Here is a 12,718-nt window from a genome sequence, read left to right on the forward strand (position 1 = left end):
CTGAATCTGAATTAAGGCGATGGCCACAAGATGTTGCGGTGCGTCGATATGAGCTCATTTTGTCCAAACTTGGGGTAAATAATGTCTGAGAAAATCAACCTCGTTCTCAATACGGCGGTACACGGTTTAGAGCAGATTGTTTCAACCACAACCGCCACTGAGCGTCTTACCTCGGCATTAGAGCAGCAGCGCGGTGAGGTGATATCGCTCAACACTAAGCTCAAACAGATAAACGGGTTTGAGGCGGCGAAGAGAAGCGCAGGGAAACTGGCTGGGCAACTTAATACGGCGAAAGCCAATGTTGAGAAACTGGGGCGAGAACTCGAGGAAAATAAGCAGCGCACATCGGGTCTTAGGGTCGAATACAGCAAAACCCAATCTGAGATCAAGAAGCTAAATTCTCAGATGAAAAAGGCCTCGGGTGAGGGCGCGGTTGAATTAAAAAACCGTCTTAATGAAGCGCAAAAGCGGCTCGACTCTTTCAATGATGAAATTCATCAGGGCAAGGTCAGGACCAATGAGCTTAACCTGGCTTATAAATCGGCGAGTAAGCGCGTCACCCAACTGACGGACAAGCAATCTAAGCAAAGCGACAAGCTCAAACGTTTAGGCTCGGCATTAAAGGCTTCGGGTATACAGACCGAGCGTTTAAGTGATGAGCAACGAAAACTGGAAGCGCAGGCCGATAAAGCCACCACGGCAATAGCGAGACAGAATCGTCATTTGAAAGAGATGAAATCAATTCAGTCACGAATTGATAGCCGCGATGCCAAATTGGGTGAGATTGGTGGGCAAGCGGCGTCACTGACAATGGCGGCTGCGCCTATTGCAGCGTCGGTGTGGTCAGCGGTGAAGAACGAAAGCTCGTTCGCTGACGTGAAGAAAGTCGTGGATATGACACCAGAAGAAGCCAGCTCGATGCGCAGCTGGGCTTTGAAAACGTCAACGCAAACCCCGATGAGCGCGAATGACATCAATGCGATGTTGGCAGCGGGTGGCCAAAGTGGCATTAAGGACCAATCCGAGCTTAAACAGTTTGTGTTGGACTCGGCGAAAATGGGCGTCGCTTTTGATATGGAAGCTGAACAAGCCGGTGAGACGCTCGCGGTGTTTAAAGCGGCGTTAGGATTAGATCAAAACGGGGCGATGGGCCTTGCTGGTCTCGCCAACCACCTATCGAACAACTCGAATGCAAAAGGCAAAGATATTGCCGGTGTAATTGCTCGCCAAGGCGCGTCAGCCAAAATGGCGGGGTTCTCCGTTCAAGAGGCCGCTGCACTTTCGGCGTCGATGCTTTCTGCAGGTATGGGCGAAGAGCGCTCGGCAACCGCACTTAAGAATATTTCCGGTCGCTTAACGCTTGGCGGCGCAGCAACCAGAGCGCAGAAAACCGCGTTATCCACCATCGGCTTTGACTCCGTCAGTCTCGCTTCATCCATGCAAGACGATGCTTCGGGTACCTTACTGCAAGTGCTTGAAGCGATAAAAGATGCGCCATTAGAAGAGCAAAGCGCACTCATCACTCAAATCTTTGGTGAGGAAGCCAAAGGGGCGGTGGCGTCATTGGCGGGAAACACGGATCTGTTTCGCAAAACACTCACGTTGGCCAAGCAAGGGCAAGATATTCATATTCAGTCATTACAAGACGAATATGAGGCGAGGGTAAACACCAGTCAAAACGGCATCTCTCAATTCATCAATAAAGTGAACCGGCTAAGCGTGGTCATTGGCAGCGCGCTTTTACCGGCGCTTAATTGGGTGCTCGAGCCTCTGGGTGATGGCATCACTTTATTAGCGGACTTTGCTGAAGCGAACCAGGGCGTGACTGCTGCAGTGGGCATTGGCGTTGCTGGCTTGATCGCATTAAAAGGCGCGATGTTAGCCGGCAAAGCCGCTTCGCTTATCTTTGGTAACACGCTGGATAAAGGGCGCTTGTTTCGAAAGGGCTTAAACCGCGAGACACAACAAAGCGGTCGAGCAGCGGCGTACGCAACCAAGCAACTGAGTCGATTGAATCAAACCATGATGAACATGGGTTCTGGTCGCGGTACCAGTGGTCGACGGTCAAGAAGAACAATGCCTCCGGCCAGATTGCGATCACGAAATCCATTAGCGCGAGCCTACAACGTAGCTGGCACCATGATGACTGCCAACAACGGGGCATTGCCCTTGGCACTAGGAGGAGGTGCGTTGGCCATGACACCTGCAATCGCCATGGCGCAAGACGGCATCGGATTGGCTGGCGATATCGCCCAAGGCGCGGGTAAGTTAGGGGTTGGTAAGTTGCTTAGGCCATTAGATATGGCAATCAGTGCCGGCAACATTGCGACTGCCGTGACTGAGGGTGACACCAAAACAGCGATGACCGAAGGTGGTGGTTTGCTTGGCAGCATGGGCGGCGCGGCACTTGGCGCAAGCATTGGCACCATGATCTTCCCTGGTGTGGGTACTGTGATTGGTGGCCTTGCGGGTTCGCTGATTGGCGATCTCGGCGGCGAAATGCTTGGGGGATGGTTTGGCGACAAGTTAGATGCTCCAGATGACAAACTCATGGCATCAGAAACCGTCTCTGAAAAGTTGGTCGAGAAAGAGAGAAGTGACGCCCGCGTAACACCCAACGTCACGTTCAAAACGGATGTGGCCATTCAAGCCGCACCAGGCATGGACGAACAACAAATTGCGGCCCAGGTCAGTGCTCAAATCGAACAACAAATGAAGGCCCAATACGAGGTTTTCACTGGGCTTACCATCGATGATTCCATCAGCGTATCAGCGATTGATAGGGGGTAACTATGCATCATTTAGTGATCGGGGAATTCGTGTTTTCGGTTGGAGATAAAACGCCCATTACCAAGTTTGATAGGACGACGGTGGGCGCTTATTCCGAGATTGGCCTGATTGATAATGCGCGCTCTGAACGAACCGGCAGACCACTTGAAACCATCGACATCACCGCAAAGTGGCTGCAATACCATTCGGCGAAGTCAGTGGATGCCATGCGAGCTTTGATTGATGAGCCTCAACAGGTCAGTGATGGTCAGGGCTTTAACCTTGGCCGTTGGACTATTAAGCAGATCAAAGAAGGGCGAAGCGAACTTATCCATGATGGCCGCGCCATGGTGACAGACGTGTCCTTACAATTATTGGAGTATCGAGGATGAAACGATTAGCCAACAAAGGCGAGTTGATCACCGACTTACTTTTCAAACAAACAGGCCAAGACAGTGATCAATTAGAAGTCGAGTTTTATCGCCTCAATCCGCACGTTCGAGGCGAAATCTTCACTGCAGATACCTACGTTTCTATTCCAGAAATATCGACAGTAAAACCCACTCAATCCGTTACGAGGTCTTGGGACTGATGTTCAAACTTATCGGTAAAAATAGCGAGCTGTTATTGGCTCGCCTGAAATCTTGGCGCTTGTCAGATGGCAACGGCATTGAGGGGGACAGCCTCTCATTGACGATCAATTCTGATGATATCGAAGGCATTCCACCAAAGGGTGAGCAGTACTCGGTCTATTTGGGTGACGTGCTGCGTGATGAATTTCAAATATCAAAGCGTTCTATTAGCTTGCATCCCCGTGAGGTGGTGTTGGTGCTGTCTGTTGCTCCGTTTAGCATCAAAGACGAAACCGGATATCGAGAGCGTAAATCGATGAGTTGGGATAACACAACCCTGGCTCAAGTCGTGGCAGACAATGTTGCTCCTCATGGCTTTCAAGCTTTTGTGCATCCGAGATTACAAAAAATTGAAATCGCGCATCTCGATCGAACCGATGAAAGCACGCCGTCGTTTTTGTACCGGCTTGCCAAACAATACGATGCGGTGGCCAAGCCCATCGATGGCCGCTTTATATTTGCGCCCAAAGGCGAGGCGAAAAGTGCCAGTGGCAAAGACATCGAGGCAGTGACGTTGTCACAGCCAAACGGGAACAATCCCCAGCTACCGAACTTCATTAATGTCAGCATCGACCTTGATGGTCGTACGGATGTCACTGGTGTTAAGGCCTTTTATCTTTCAACTGAAGATGGCACGCGCCAAGAAGTGAGAAAAGGGAAAGCGCCGTTTCGAACCATTGGCAAAGACAGAAATAGTAAGCAGGAGGCAGAGCAAGCGTGTGCGAGCGAACTAAGAAAACTGCAGCGAGAGGGGCGAAAACTCAGCATAGAAGCGCCGCCCAATCCCGCTGTGTTTGCCGAGGGTTTGCTGGTTCTCGACACTTCTTTCCCTGGCGTATTTCAAGGAACCTGCTCAATCGACAGTGTTTCGTTTTCTGGCCAAGGTCTACAGCCAAGGCGAATGAGCATCAAAGCCACGTTAACGGGGGAATAGAATGATCACGTTGAATTCTGGCGTTCATTACACATCGACGGTCCGCTGTAAGATCTCTGATGCGCAGATCAAAAGACATTCAAAACGCCGTCATGTGAGACAGCTGAAGGACGAACGATACTCGGTGTATTTGCGTTACAAGAAAAACAGAGAGCACGGCTCTTGGGTCTTTTATGAGTACAGCGGCGGTAAGCAAACTGCCCATGTTTTTGGCAAGTACCCAAACTTAAGCGCCAAGTTCATCCCTGAAGTGGTGGAGCACATCGTAAAAGAACTCTCCACCGGTGTTCGAGCTCGCTCTAATGAGTTTATTACCGTCGATGAGCTTTTGGTCTGGTATTTAGATATGGAAGCTCGCAGCGGACTCATATCAAAAGGCCGCCTTACTTCACTCAAGGCCATGATTGAAAATCACCTTATCTCTTGTCTTCACGGTGTGGAGATTGCCGGGCTTTCCCATCGTGAAGTTGAAAAGCAGCTGATGAAGCCCTTGCGTGAGGGGATGTACTCAATCAGTTATATTCGCTCCATCTTCCAGGCATTAAAAGTGGCCTTTAACCGGGCAAAAAAGATGAACAAGATTGGACACAATCCACTTAACGACATGGTGTTTACAGACTTCCTAAAGGCCAAAATCCAGCCGAAAGGATGTAAATTACTCGTTGGCCACACTCCCGACTTACTGCAGCAATTTGGTGATGCCGAGCCTTTAACCCGAATGTTGTGTTTGATGATGCTTAGCCACGGAACGCGGATTGGAGAAACCCGTAAGGCGAAGTGGTGCAACGTTTGTTTTGTTACCAAGCGGTGGCGAATACCGGTGCGTGACACAAAGACAAGGAAAGAGATCATATACCCACTGACCGATGAATGGGTCACTCTGCTGCAAGCCTACAAAGCATGGCAACTGGCCAACGGTTATAAAGGGAACAACCTCTTTCCTTCCTGCAAGCGCGATCGAAGCCCACTATCCAGTGCCACGGCAACTCAGATGGTAAAGACGGTAGCGAAGGGGAATTGGACCGCTCACGACTTAAGAAAGCTCGCACGGACTGTATGGGCCGACATTGGTATTGATTACCTGGTTGCAGAGACACTATTGAATCACGCCAAGGGAAAACTCGAGCAAGCGTACATTCACACTCACATCGAACTGCAGAAGTCAGAAGCCCTTAAAACCTATCATTTGTGGCTAAAAAATTGCTGGCGAAGCTGTTATATACCTGATTTTTAAAAAATCTTCATCTTCAAATTCATCATTAAAATCAACAACTAAACGCCATTTAAAATTTAATTGCAGAGGACAGTATTAGCATGGGTAATTTTGAGCAAAAAGGTGAGCTGAATCACATTTTAGTGGCCGCTGCGCAACTTGCTCCGCACCAGGTGAAATGGGTGAAGTTAAGCAAGACACAATTAAAGGTATTGGATTCGATAAAACAGGGGGAAGAAGTGACAGCGCAACAAATTTCTGAACGATGTAATTTGTCACCGAGTTGGGCAAGTTCTAATTTACGAAATTTATATCAGAGATGTTATCTGGCAAGAACAAATGTTGGATTGGATTTTGGAGGAATAGAATTTAGGTATCGTCGTTTGATTTCTTGCCGCTCCACATTCAAAGAGACGAGCGTTTAAGCGTGCTGACGCCGTGATGAGGGCGAAACGGGGTGGGGGATTTATATCTACAAATCAATCACATAGGTTCTTCTGGGCGCTGCAGGAATTCAAACGCGGCTACAGCTCGCGAAATGAAAATTTTTCGGGTCATATGGCCACCACCACTGGCAAGGCGCTTAATGGTGAAAACTGAGCTTAACTGCTGAGCGTGATGCGTAACGCAGGGGAGGAAACTCCTTGTTTGCAAAAAAAACGCGTGGTACAAATGCCACGCGTTGCGAATCAATCTTAAAAGACTGTTAGGTTTATTTTCCACCCACATTGTGCACTCTGATATATCTATTCGCACAGTCTCCTTGACTATCATAACCAATGTAAGCCGGAGTTTTAGAGGTATGAAGTGTAAGTAGCCTCGAAAACATTCTGTTTGCAGCGGCCTCTTTTAAGTCCGAACCAATAGCGAAATATTCAGGGTTACATGATGGGTGTGATGTTGGTTGGTTCGCCAACTTAAATAAAACTAAACCACTTGGGTATGTATATATATGGGTAATATTACCTTCAGTATTTTTATCATATCCGGCCCAAGCTGTTGATGAAAACACCATTAAAAAACATAAAAACAAACGCATATTAACTCCTTTATTTAGCTTTCTTTTTATTAATAAAATCTAACGCTTTGTGAAGGGGCGAGCAGCATAATACCGAGGCACCCGTGTGCCACCTTAAAAACCAAAACCAACGCATAGTAAAATGCCATGCGTGGTGAATCCGGCTTGAAGCTTTTGTTATATCTTTTACTTGGACTACTTATCTACAACATAGTTAATTTTGCAGCGATCGGAAATTTTTGATACTTCAGGGTTGGTTTGTATACAAATAGGGGTTTTGGCCATTTTTGCAGAGAGTAAAAAGCTATAAACAAGCTCCCTATTGTTACCTTGCTGGGATAAATAGAACCCACCTGGACAAGCAGAAGGATTGTTGTCAAGCAGTACCCACACACCATAAGTATCGCCGCCTCCAACCCATGTGAACATTTTGTCTACGTTCCCACAATAATTAGACCAAGCAAACACATTAAAACTCATTAAATAAATAACTGCAGCAATAGAGAATCTCATTCTTAACTCCTAAAAAATATAACGTTCTGTTAATCTGTGAGCAACGCAATGTCGAAGCCGTTGCATACCACCTTAAACACTAATATCAACGCATAGTAAAAATGCCATGCGTTATGAATCCGGCTTGAAGCGTTTGTAAGTAGTTTGCCTACCTTAGCCTTACAATCTGACGGAAAACGTTTTGATTTGTGCCCCATGGCTCACAACCACCGGTATCAGAATAGGACACCACAACTGGACGACCTGAGGCCTGCGCAGCTAGTAACATTGAATACATTCTAGCTCTAGCTTCAGGAGAGATACTTTTACTAATTGCAAATGTTGTTTTATCTGAACATGCAGATATATCACTACCAACATTAGATAAAGCAACTAGCACAGTTTCTGTATTCGAATATGTAGTTAAATTTGTTATCGTACCTGTGGTGTTAAGCCAGGCTGCATTAGCGCTAATGGAAAATAGCAATGCGGCGGCACCTATTAATGTTTTCATACTATAAATTACCTTTGTACGTATTTAAAAAAACCGTGGCAAAAATGCCACACGTTGTGAATCAGTCTTGAGCAGATTGTTATATTTTATTTTCTACATAGCTCGGGACATCAACTTTTTCCCCACCTTGAGAAAAGTGATACTCAAGTTCATAAGCTAATTTCTCTAGCGGTGCATTTTTATAGCCAACACTTTGAACCTCGGCTATGTAGCGTTGCAAAAAGCCGGGAGCGCCAAGAGTTTTCCATTGAGCAACATGAACTAACTCGTGAAAGTGCAGTCCTAGGTCCTCAGCGACTGTCGATAGAATATAATAAGTGTTCTTGTATGTAATACCTTGAAATTCCTCATCAAGAAAGGCACCTAAGCCCGCTTCGCGTAATTCTGGGAAATCTGGCTTTGGGAGACTATCAACGATCACAAAATATGAGTCAGCTAGAAATTCATCGGAGTAAAAGCCGGCGAACTGACGCGCAAGCAACGAACAACTTTTTCGTTGGCTAGAAAACCTTTCGTTCGTTAAATCAATCCATTCTTCGATTATGTTTAGCATGGGGGATTCCAGTAAAATATAACGCCGTATTAAGGTGTGAGGCACGCAATACCGAAGCATCCGCATACCACCTTAAAAACAAAAATCAACGCATTGTGTGTCGGTTTGAAAACTTTGTTATGTTTATTTAATCAATCACTCAACCTAATCCTTGTTACATTAGGATACTTGGTCACCTTAGTCGCACAACCACTCACGGCAACTCTTACTTTCTTATTCCTTGCCTGCGCGGATAAAAGTAGACTCAAACTGTGATCAACATTTGCATCGTCAGGATGAATAGCGTATGCCCCATTCGTGCAGCTTTCTGGATTAAAAAAAGAGGATTTGGTAGTAAGTATGATAAATCCATCCCTATAACCAGCATTAATATCTTTTATTTCAAGTGGTGGACTCCAGGCTACCGCTTGAACACCAGTAGAAAGTAACCCACAAAGTATAAACATCATCTTTTTCATATTATTCCTCCGAAAATACTCGATAAACCTAGCAACTCTTTTAGGCAATCCTGCGCATTTGAGGGCGAATAATGCCGCCTTTTGCCATCTATTTCAACAATAGATCAATGGCTTAATGATATATAAGGGGTATGAGATTGCTTTACTGCTCATAACCTTGATGCCTCCGCATGATAGGTCGATGGATTGTCAAAGGGTAAGACAGGGTGGTTCTCTGGGGCAGATTGGGGCAATTTGAGTTGAATTTACCAACTCTACTGGGGCACAGAACTGGAATTCAAGACAAATATATGTGCGTCTAAGCGGCGTCTTGTCATAGTTTCTTGCCTTGAACAGTTGAATACTATCAATGAGTTAGTAATGAATTTTCACGATAAAAAAGGTGTCACAAATCTTTGGGGCAGAAAGCAAAACCCAACAAAGGCTTTGGGGCAGAATTGGGGCTATTTTGGGGGTAGAATGGGGCAATATATTCCGCCGAAACAAAAAAGGCGCTCTAAAAATGCGAGCGCCTCTCTTAAATTTTCACTGGAAAACAGCCACTACTTTTTACGGCAGTATTCGGCGATCACGTACATTGACTGACCACCATTTGCCTTACCAGAAACAAGCTTCGGATCGTCGCCAAGGCTTATGCCACGTATCACCGTGCCTTGTTTAATCACTTGGTTTGTACCTCTAACTGGTAGGTCTTTAATCACCGTTACGTCGTCACCTTTCTTCAATTCAGTGCCGTTACAGTCAACCGTTTTATCGTCAGCAGACATGCCTTTCATCGCCCAAGTCATTGTCTCTTCTTCCATGTACATCATGTCAAGAGCATCTTGAGCCCAGCTTTCTGTATTTAGGCGAGTAAGTTGGCGCCATGCTGTTACTTGCACAGCAGGAACCTGACTCCACATGCTGTCGTTCAAGCAGCGCCAGTGGTTAATGTCTTTCGGATCTTCGATCTCACCATGACAGTTGTTACAAACCATAATAGCTGTATCGACCGTTACGTTACCGTGTGGTGGCACAGCGTAAGCCGTTAGTGGGGATTCAGAAGAACACAGTTCACATTTAGACTCGCAGCGAGCAAGCAGAGTAGCTTCGATAGACATAAGGACTCACCTATGTAATGTTTTTAGTGGCGGTATTATCCACTTTATCCTGAGAAATAAAAGGGTGTTAGAGAATTAAAGGCGAGATTTTACAATATTCCAACCTGAAAAGAATGGGGATGTAAATTATTGGCTTAACAAATAATAACGAGAATGTAGATAGGCCTATTGAGCGCTTAGTGCGATGAATCAGTTACATTGCTTTATGCTATTGGTTACAGGAAAAGTGATTCAAAATGAGTGAAAAATGCCCCCGAAGTTAAGGGGGCAAAGCGGTTTATCGTTCGATAATTTGTACTATTTGGTCTTTCGAGATGCTCATTTCTTTGCCATCAGCGTCTTTATATTCGTACATACCAGTATCTTCATTTAAATCCGGTTTGCCATGAGAAGTAATGACTTTCCCTTCGTTCGTCGACATAAGATATTGGCTGCTACCGCAGGCGACAAGAAATAGTGCAGTGAGAATCACGGTCAATACGCGCATAGTATTTTCCTTTCAAACAAGTGAGTTAGATAAATACAACGTTTTAACTATAGCAGAGGATGCATAAGCGGTTTTTGAATGCGCAGAAACGAAAAAGCCCAGTCAAAACTGGGCTTGGTTTGCGATTGAGTGATTACTTGAGCACTGAAGGGTTGCTGACACCTGTCAGGCTGTCATTCATTAGGAAGTCAGCATTCTCTGATTGCATTTCTACGTAATGATCAAAATCAGCCAGCGTTCCTGATGGAGAAGCAAACGTGCTGTGTGACGCCGTTGCGTTGAATTGAACAAAGCTTGCGGTCGCATTCACCGCCGTGTCAGCGCTGTTTACCGTTTTCAAACCTAGCTTCTTCGCAAGGGGCTCAGTGCCGGCAAACGGTGCGTTAACAACGTTATTCGGAACCGTCTCGTCACCGTCTACTTCTGTCATAAAGAACGGTGTTGATAGTGAACCAGTAGACATTAAGTCGCTCGCGTTAGTGAATGGATCAACGGTGTCTAACGTGGTTTGCGCAGCATAAATAAAGCTCGTGAAACCTGAGTTCAGGTCATTAAGCTGCTGCTCAGTAGCGACTTGTTCAAATGCCTCATAACACGCTTTATCGGACAGCTCTGCACATGATGCATCCGCGTAGCTCGCATAGCCTAGTGATGCTGCGTAAGCAAGGTTGTGTTTGATCTGAGGACCAAAGTTAGATGACCCAAGGAGTAAGTTACCAATTTGGCCACCTGCATTTTGGATTGAAGCACTACTAAATGTGTACAACGCGTCTGCCTTAGGGCTACCCAATGTGTTGTTCGCCGAAGCAACCGCTGATGTACCAACAATACCGCCGAGTGAGTGGCCAAGCATCTTCACTTTTGAGCCTGTGCTTGGGTTGAAGCCTTTAAGAGGGCCGCTTGCCAGAAGGCCTGCTTGCGCTGATACCGCTAGACTTGCACGAAGACCCAGAACATCGAGCACGCTTTGACGAAGGTTATCACGCGCTACCGCTAGGTTAGACAGGTTCAAATAAGCGAGTACATTTGCATTTGCTGAGCGCTGCTCGTCTAAACTACGAGTACCGTGAATAGGTAAGTCGATTGCAATTACAGCAACGCCAGCTTTCACCATGTTGAATGCAAAAGAATACGCGTTTTCTTTTGCTGATGTGATGCCATGTTGATAGATCACGACATCAGTTGGTATCTTTGTTTCTGGTGTGAATAGCAGGAACTCTACATCTTCTAAAGACTTGACGGCAGGTACTGGTGAGTAGCGAGTGATAATACGGTCGCTATCCAGCTGTGTACCGTCTGATAGAGACAGTTTAGAGCCAACCAGTTTTAACTGCTCTGTTGTATCCGTCTCAAGCTTAGTTACATCAACAGGATCATCAGCAAAAACACCGCTCGATAGTTGTTGAACCATGTTTGACTGCTCTGCGGGATCGGCCAAAGCTGCGCTTACCTTCGCTAGACTAGGCATTGCAGAAACCATAGGCTGCATGTTCCAATCTGCCCCTTTTTCTAGGTAGTACGGCAGTCGTACCACACCTTGAGTAACATTGACATTTACCCCAGCACCTTGATACAAGCCTTTAATAGCCGTTTTAGCGGCATCGAGATCGCTAATGTACTTATTGAAGTCTTGATCTGCATCCAATGCTGCTACAAAACCCTGAGTCGTACCCAATGTCATTGTGTACGCAGTTGCGAGATCGACAGCGCCTTCGTTGGCATCGTTCTTGTAAACCGTGTTTAGCGTGTTTGCACCAGTAGCAAAACCAGTTGCAGTCACACCCTTAACGGCAGCAAGCGTTTCACCTACAGACTGAGTGCTAAACCATGACGAGTAAACGATATCGGCAGAGTTAATACCTGCAATACCGAAGATGCCTTCAACTGCCGTGGTTGCAGCTTGTACCGAAGCAAGATCGCCAGATTCGTATACGACTTCTTTTGATTTACCTATCGCATAGCTTCCTGATGTACCAATTGGGTTACCGTTGGCATCCTCAATGGCTTGTGTCACAGCAAAGATATACTCACCAGATTGATCGAGTGAGTCCATGAATTGGATGTACAACGAATTGCCACTCGCTTGAACAACGAAGTCAGTTCCAAGAGTCATTACTTTTTCGATTGGGTTTGATATGCCATTCCAATCCGTAAGACGCTGGTTAATTTTGATCACGCTGATGCCAGACGTAACAAGACCATCTGTGAAACCGTCGCCGTTAAAGTTAAGTACGATTGGCATTGATGTTGACCAACCATCCATTGTGTTCATCGCGGCAAGAGGGTTTGTGAGCGTACCATCGCCACCTGTCGGTAGGCCAAGTGTTCCGTCTGAGCTATCCATCAACAAGTACGATGGGGGGGGAACGTCTGAATCCGCGCCTTGCAAGGTAAAGCTAATCGACGTGTTTCGATCCAGCAACGCTTGCACGGCTGGCTCAAATGTTACGGTATCTGATGTGCCAGAACTTGATGTATCATCGAAACAACCTGCAAGTAGGATCGATGAACACAACACTGATAATTTAAATTTATGTTTCATTGGTTT

14 protein-coding genes are annotated in these 12,718 nt (G+C 46.1%); 6 read left to right on the forward strand and 8 right to left on the reverse strand.

Annotation, left to right across the window (positions count from 1 at the left end):
• Positions 1-81: 81 nt before the first annotated feature.
• The 6 genes from AND4_RS02510 to AND4_RS02535 all read left to right on the forward strand — a co-directional run bounded on the left by AND4_RS02510 (position 82) and on the right by AND4_RS02535 (position 5,973).
• Positions 82-2,790 (forward strand): phage tail tape measure protein, encoded by a 2,709-nt coding sequence (locus tag AND4_RS02510; RefSeq protein ID WP_009841321.1) that lies wholly within the window; start codon positions 82-84, stop codon positions 2,788-2,790.
• Positions 2,791-2,819: 29 nt separating this feature from the next.
• Positions 2,820-3,161 (forward strand): phage tail protein, encoded by a 342-nt coding sequence (locus tag AND4_RS02515; protein ID WP_241210231.1) that lies wholly within the window; start codon positions 2,820-2,822, stop codon positions 3,159-3,161.
• The gene (locus tag AND4_RS02520) at positions 3,158-3,361 is read left to right on the forward strand and encodes a hypothetical protein (RefSeq protein ID WP_009841323.1); all 204 of its coding nucleotides are present in this window, start codon (positions 3,158-3,160) and stop codon (positions 3,359-3,361) included. Before AND4_RS02515 ends, AND4_RS02520 begins: the two co-directional genes overlap by 4 nt.
• Positions 3,361-4,335: a hypothetical protein gene (locus tag AND4_RS02525; protein ID WP_009841324.1), complete on the forward strand. Its 975-nt coding sequence runs from the start codon at positions 3,361-3,363 to the stop codon at positions 4,333-4,335. Before AND4_RS02520 ends, AND4_RS02525 begins: the two co-directional genes overlap by 1 nt.
• A 1-nt stretch (position 4,336) precedes the next feature.
• On the forward strand, positions 4,337-5,569 hold the full coding sequence (locus AND4_RS02530) for a tyrosine-type recombinase/integrase (protein ID WP_009841325.1): 1,233 nt from the start codon (positions 4,337-4,339) through the stop codon (positions 5,567-5,569).
• Positions 5,570-5,649: 80 nt separating this feature from the next.
• Positions 5,650-5,973: a winged helix-turn-helix transcriptional regulator gene (locus AND4_RS02535; protein ID WP_009841326.1), complete on the forward strand. Its 324-nt coding sequence runs from the start codon at positions 5,650-5,652 to the stop codon at positions 5,971-5,973.
• A gap of 287 nt (positions 5,974-6,260) precedes the next feature.
• On the opposite strand, the gene AND4_RS02545 is transcribed toward AND4_RS02535, so the two are convergent.
• From AND4_RS02545 to AND4_RS02580, 8 genes are all read right to left on the reverse strand, one after another.
• Positions 6,261-6,587, reverse strand: coding sequence for a hypothetical protein (locus AND4_RS02545; protein ID WP_009841327.1), 327 nt, complete (start codon positions 6,585-6,587; stop codon positions 6,261-6,263).
• 174 nt (positions 6,588-6,761) lie between these two features.
• On the reverse strand, positions 6,762-7,079 hold the full coding sequence (locus tag AND4_RS02550; RefSeq protein ID WP_009841328.1) for a hypothetical protein: 318 nt from the start codon (positions 7,077-7,079) through the stop codon (positions 6,762-6,764).
• A gap of 148 nt (positions 7,080-7,227) precedes the next feature.
• Positions 7,228-7,572, reverse strand: a complete 345-nt coding sequence (locus AND4_RS02555; RefSeq protein ID WP_009841329.1) for a hypothetical protein — start codon at positions 7,570-7,572, stop codon at positions 7,228-7,230.
• A 79-nt stretch (positions 7,573-7,651) separates the two neighbouring features.
• Entirely contained in the window at positions 7,652-8,125 is a 474-nt protein-coding gene (locus tag AND4_RS02560; protein ID WP_009841330.1) for a hypothetical protein, read from the reverse strand.
• Between the two features lie 131 nt (positions 8,126-8,256).
• Positions 8,257-8,583, reverse strand: coding sequence for a hypothetical protein (locus AND4_RS02565; protein ID WP_009841331.1), 327 nt, complete (start codon positions 8,581-8,583; stop codon positions 8,257-8,259).
• Positions 8,584-9,125: 542 nt separating this feature from the next.
• Positions 9,126-9,683: an alkylphosphonate utilization protein gene (locus AND4_RS02570; RefSeq protein ID WP_009841332.1), complete on the reverse strand. Its 558-nt coding sequence runs from the start codon at positions 9,681-9,683 to the stop codon at positions 9,126-9,128.
• A gap of 277 nt (positions 9,684-9,960) precedes the next feature.
• Complete coding sequence (locus tag AND4_RS02575; protein ID WP_009841333.1) at positions 9,961-10,170, reverse strand: YgdI/YgdR family lipoprotein; 210 nt, start codon at positions 10,168-10,170, stop codon at positions 9,961-9,963.
• Positions 10,171-10,303: 133 nt separating this feature from the next.
• A complete protein-coding gene (locus AND4_RS02580) occupies positions 10,304-12,712 on the reverse strand; it encodes a VolA/Pla-1 family phospholipase (RefSeq protein WP_009841334.1) in 2,409 nt (802 codons plus the stop codon).
• Positions 12,713-12,718 lie beyond the last annotated feature (6 nt).

Origin of the sequence: Vibrio sp. AND4, from assembly GCF_000171815.1 — a bacterium.
GTDB lineage: Bacteria > Pseudomonadota > Gammaproteobacteria > Enterobacterales > Vibrionaceae > Vibrio.

What these genes read in the sequence shown, in the direction of transcription:
- AND4_RS02550 (WP_009841328.1), bottom strand. Translation starts at nt 7,079, where the DNA reads ATGAGATTCTCTATTGCTGCAGTTATTTATTTAATGAGTTTTAATGTG.
- AND4_RS02575 (WP_009841333.1), bottom strand. Translation starts at nt 10,170, where the DNA reads ATGCGCGTATTGACCGTGATTCTCACTGCACTATTTCTTGTCGCCTGC.
- AND4_RS02560 (WP_009841330.1), bottom strand. Translation starts at nt 8,125, where the DNA reads ATGCTAAACATAATCGAAGAATGGATTGATTTAACGAACGAAAGGTTT.
- AND4_RS02535 (WP_009841326.1), top strand. Translation starts at nt 5,650, where the DNA reads ATGGGTAATTTTGAGCAAAAAGGTGAGCTGAATCACATTTTAGTGGCC.
- AND4_RS02525 (WP_009841324.1), top strand. Translation starts at nt 3,361, where the DNA reads ATGTTCAAACTTATCGGTAAAAATAGCGAGCTGTTATTGGCTCGCCTG.
- AND4_RS02580 (WP_009841334.1), bottom strand. Translation starts at nt 12,712, where the DNA reads ATGAAACATAAATTTAAATTATCAGTGTTGTGTTCATCGATCCTACTT.
- AND4_RS02545 (WP_009841327.1), bottom strand. Translation starts at nt 6,587, where the DNA reads ATGCGTTTGTTTTTATGTTTTTTAATGGTGTTTTCATCAACAGCTTGG.
- AND4_RS02570 (WP_009841332.1), bottom strand. Translation starts at nt 9,683, where the DNA reads ATGTCTATCGAAGCTACTCTGCTTGCTCGCTGCGAGTCTAAATGTGAA.
- AND4_RS02555 (WP_009841329.1), bottom strand. Translation starts at nt 7,572, where the DNA reads ATGAAAACATTAATAGGTGCCGCCGCATTGCTATTTTCCATTAGCGCT.
- AND4_RS02565 (WP_009841331.1), bottom strand. Translation starts at nt 8,583, where the DNA reads ATGAAAAAGATGATGTTTATACTTTGTGGGTTACTTTCTACTGGTGTT.
- AND4_RS02530 (WP_009841325.1), top strand. Translation starts at nt 4,337, where the DNA reads ATGATCACGTTGAATTCTGGCGTTCATTACACATCGACGGTCCGCTGT.
- AND4_RS02510 (WP_009841321.1), top strand. Translation starts at nt 82, where the DNA reads ATGTCTGAGAAAATCAACCTCGTTCTCAATACGGCGGTACACGGTTTA.
- AND4_RS02520 (WP_009841323.1), top strand. Translation starts at nt 3,158, where the DNA reads ATGAAACGATTAGCCAACAAAGGCGAGTTGATCACCGACTTACTTTTC.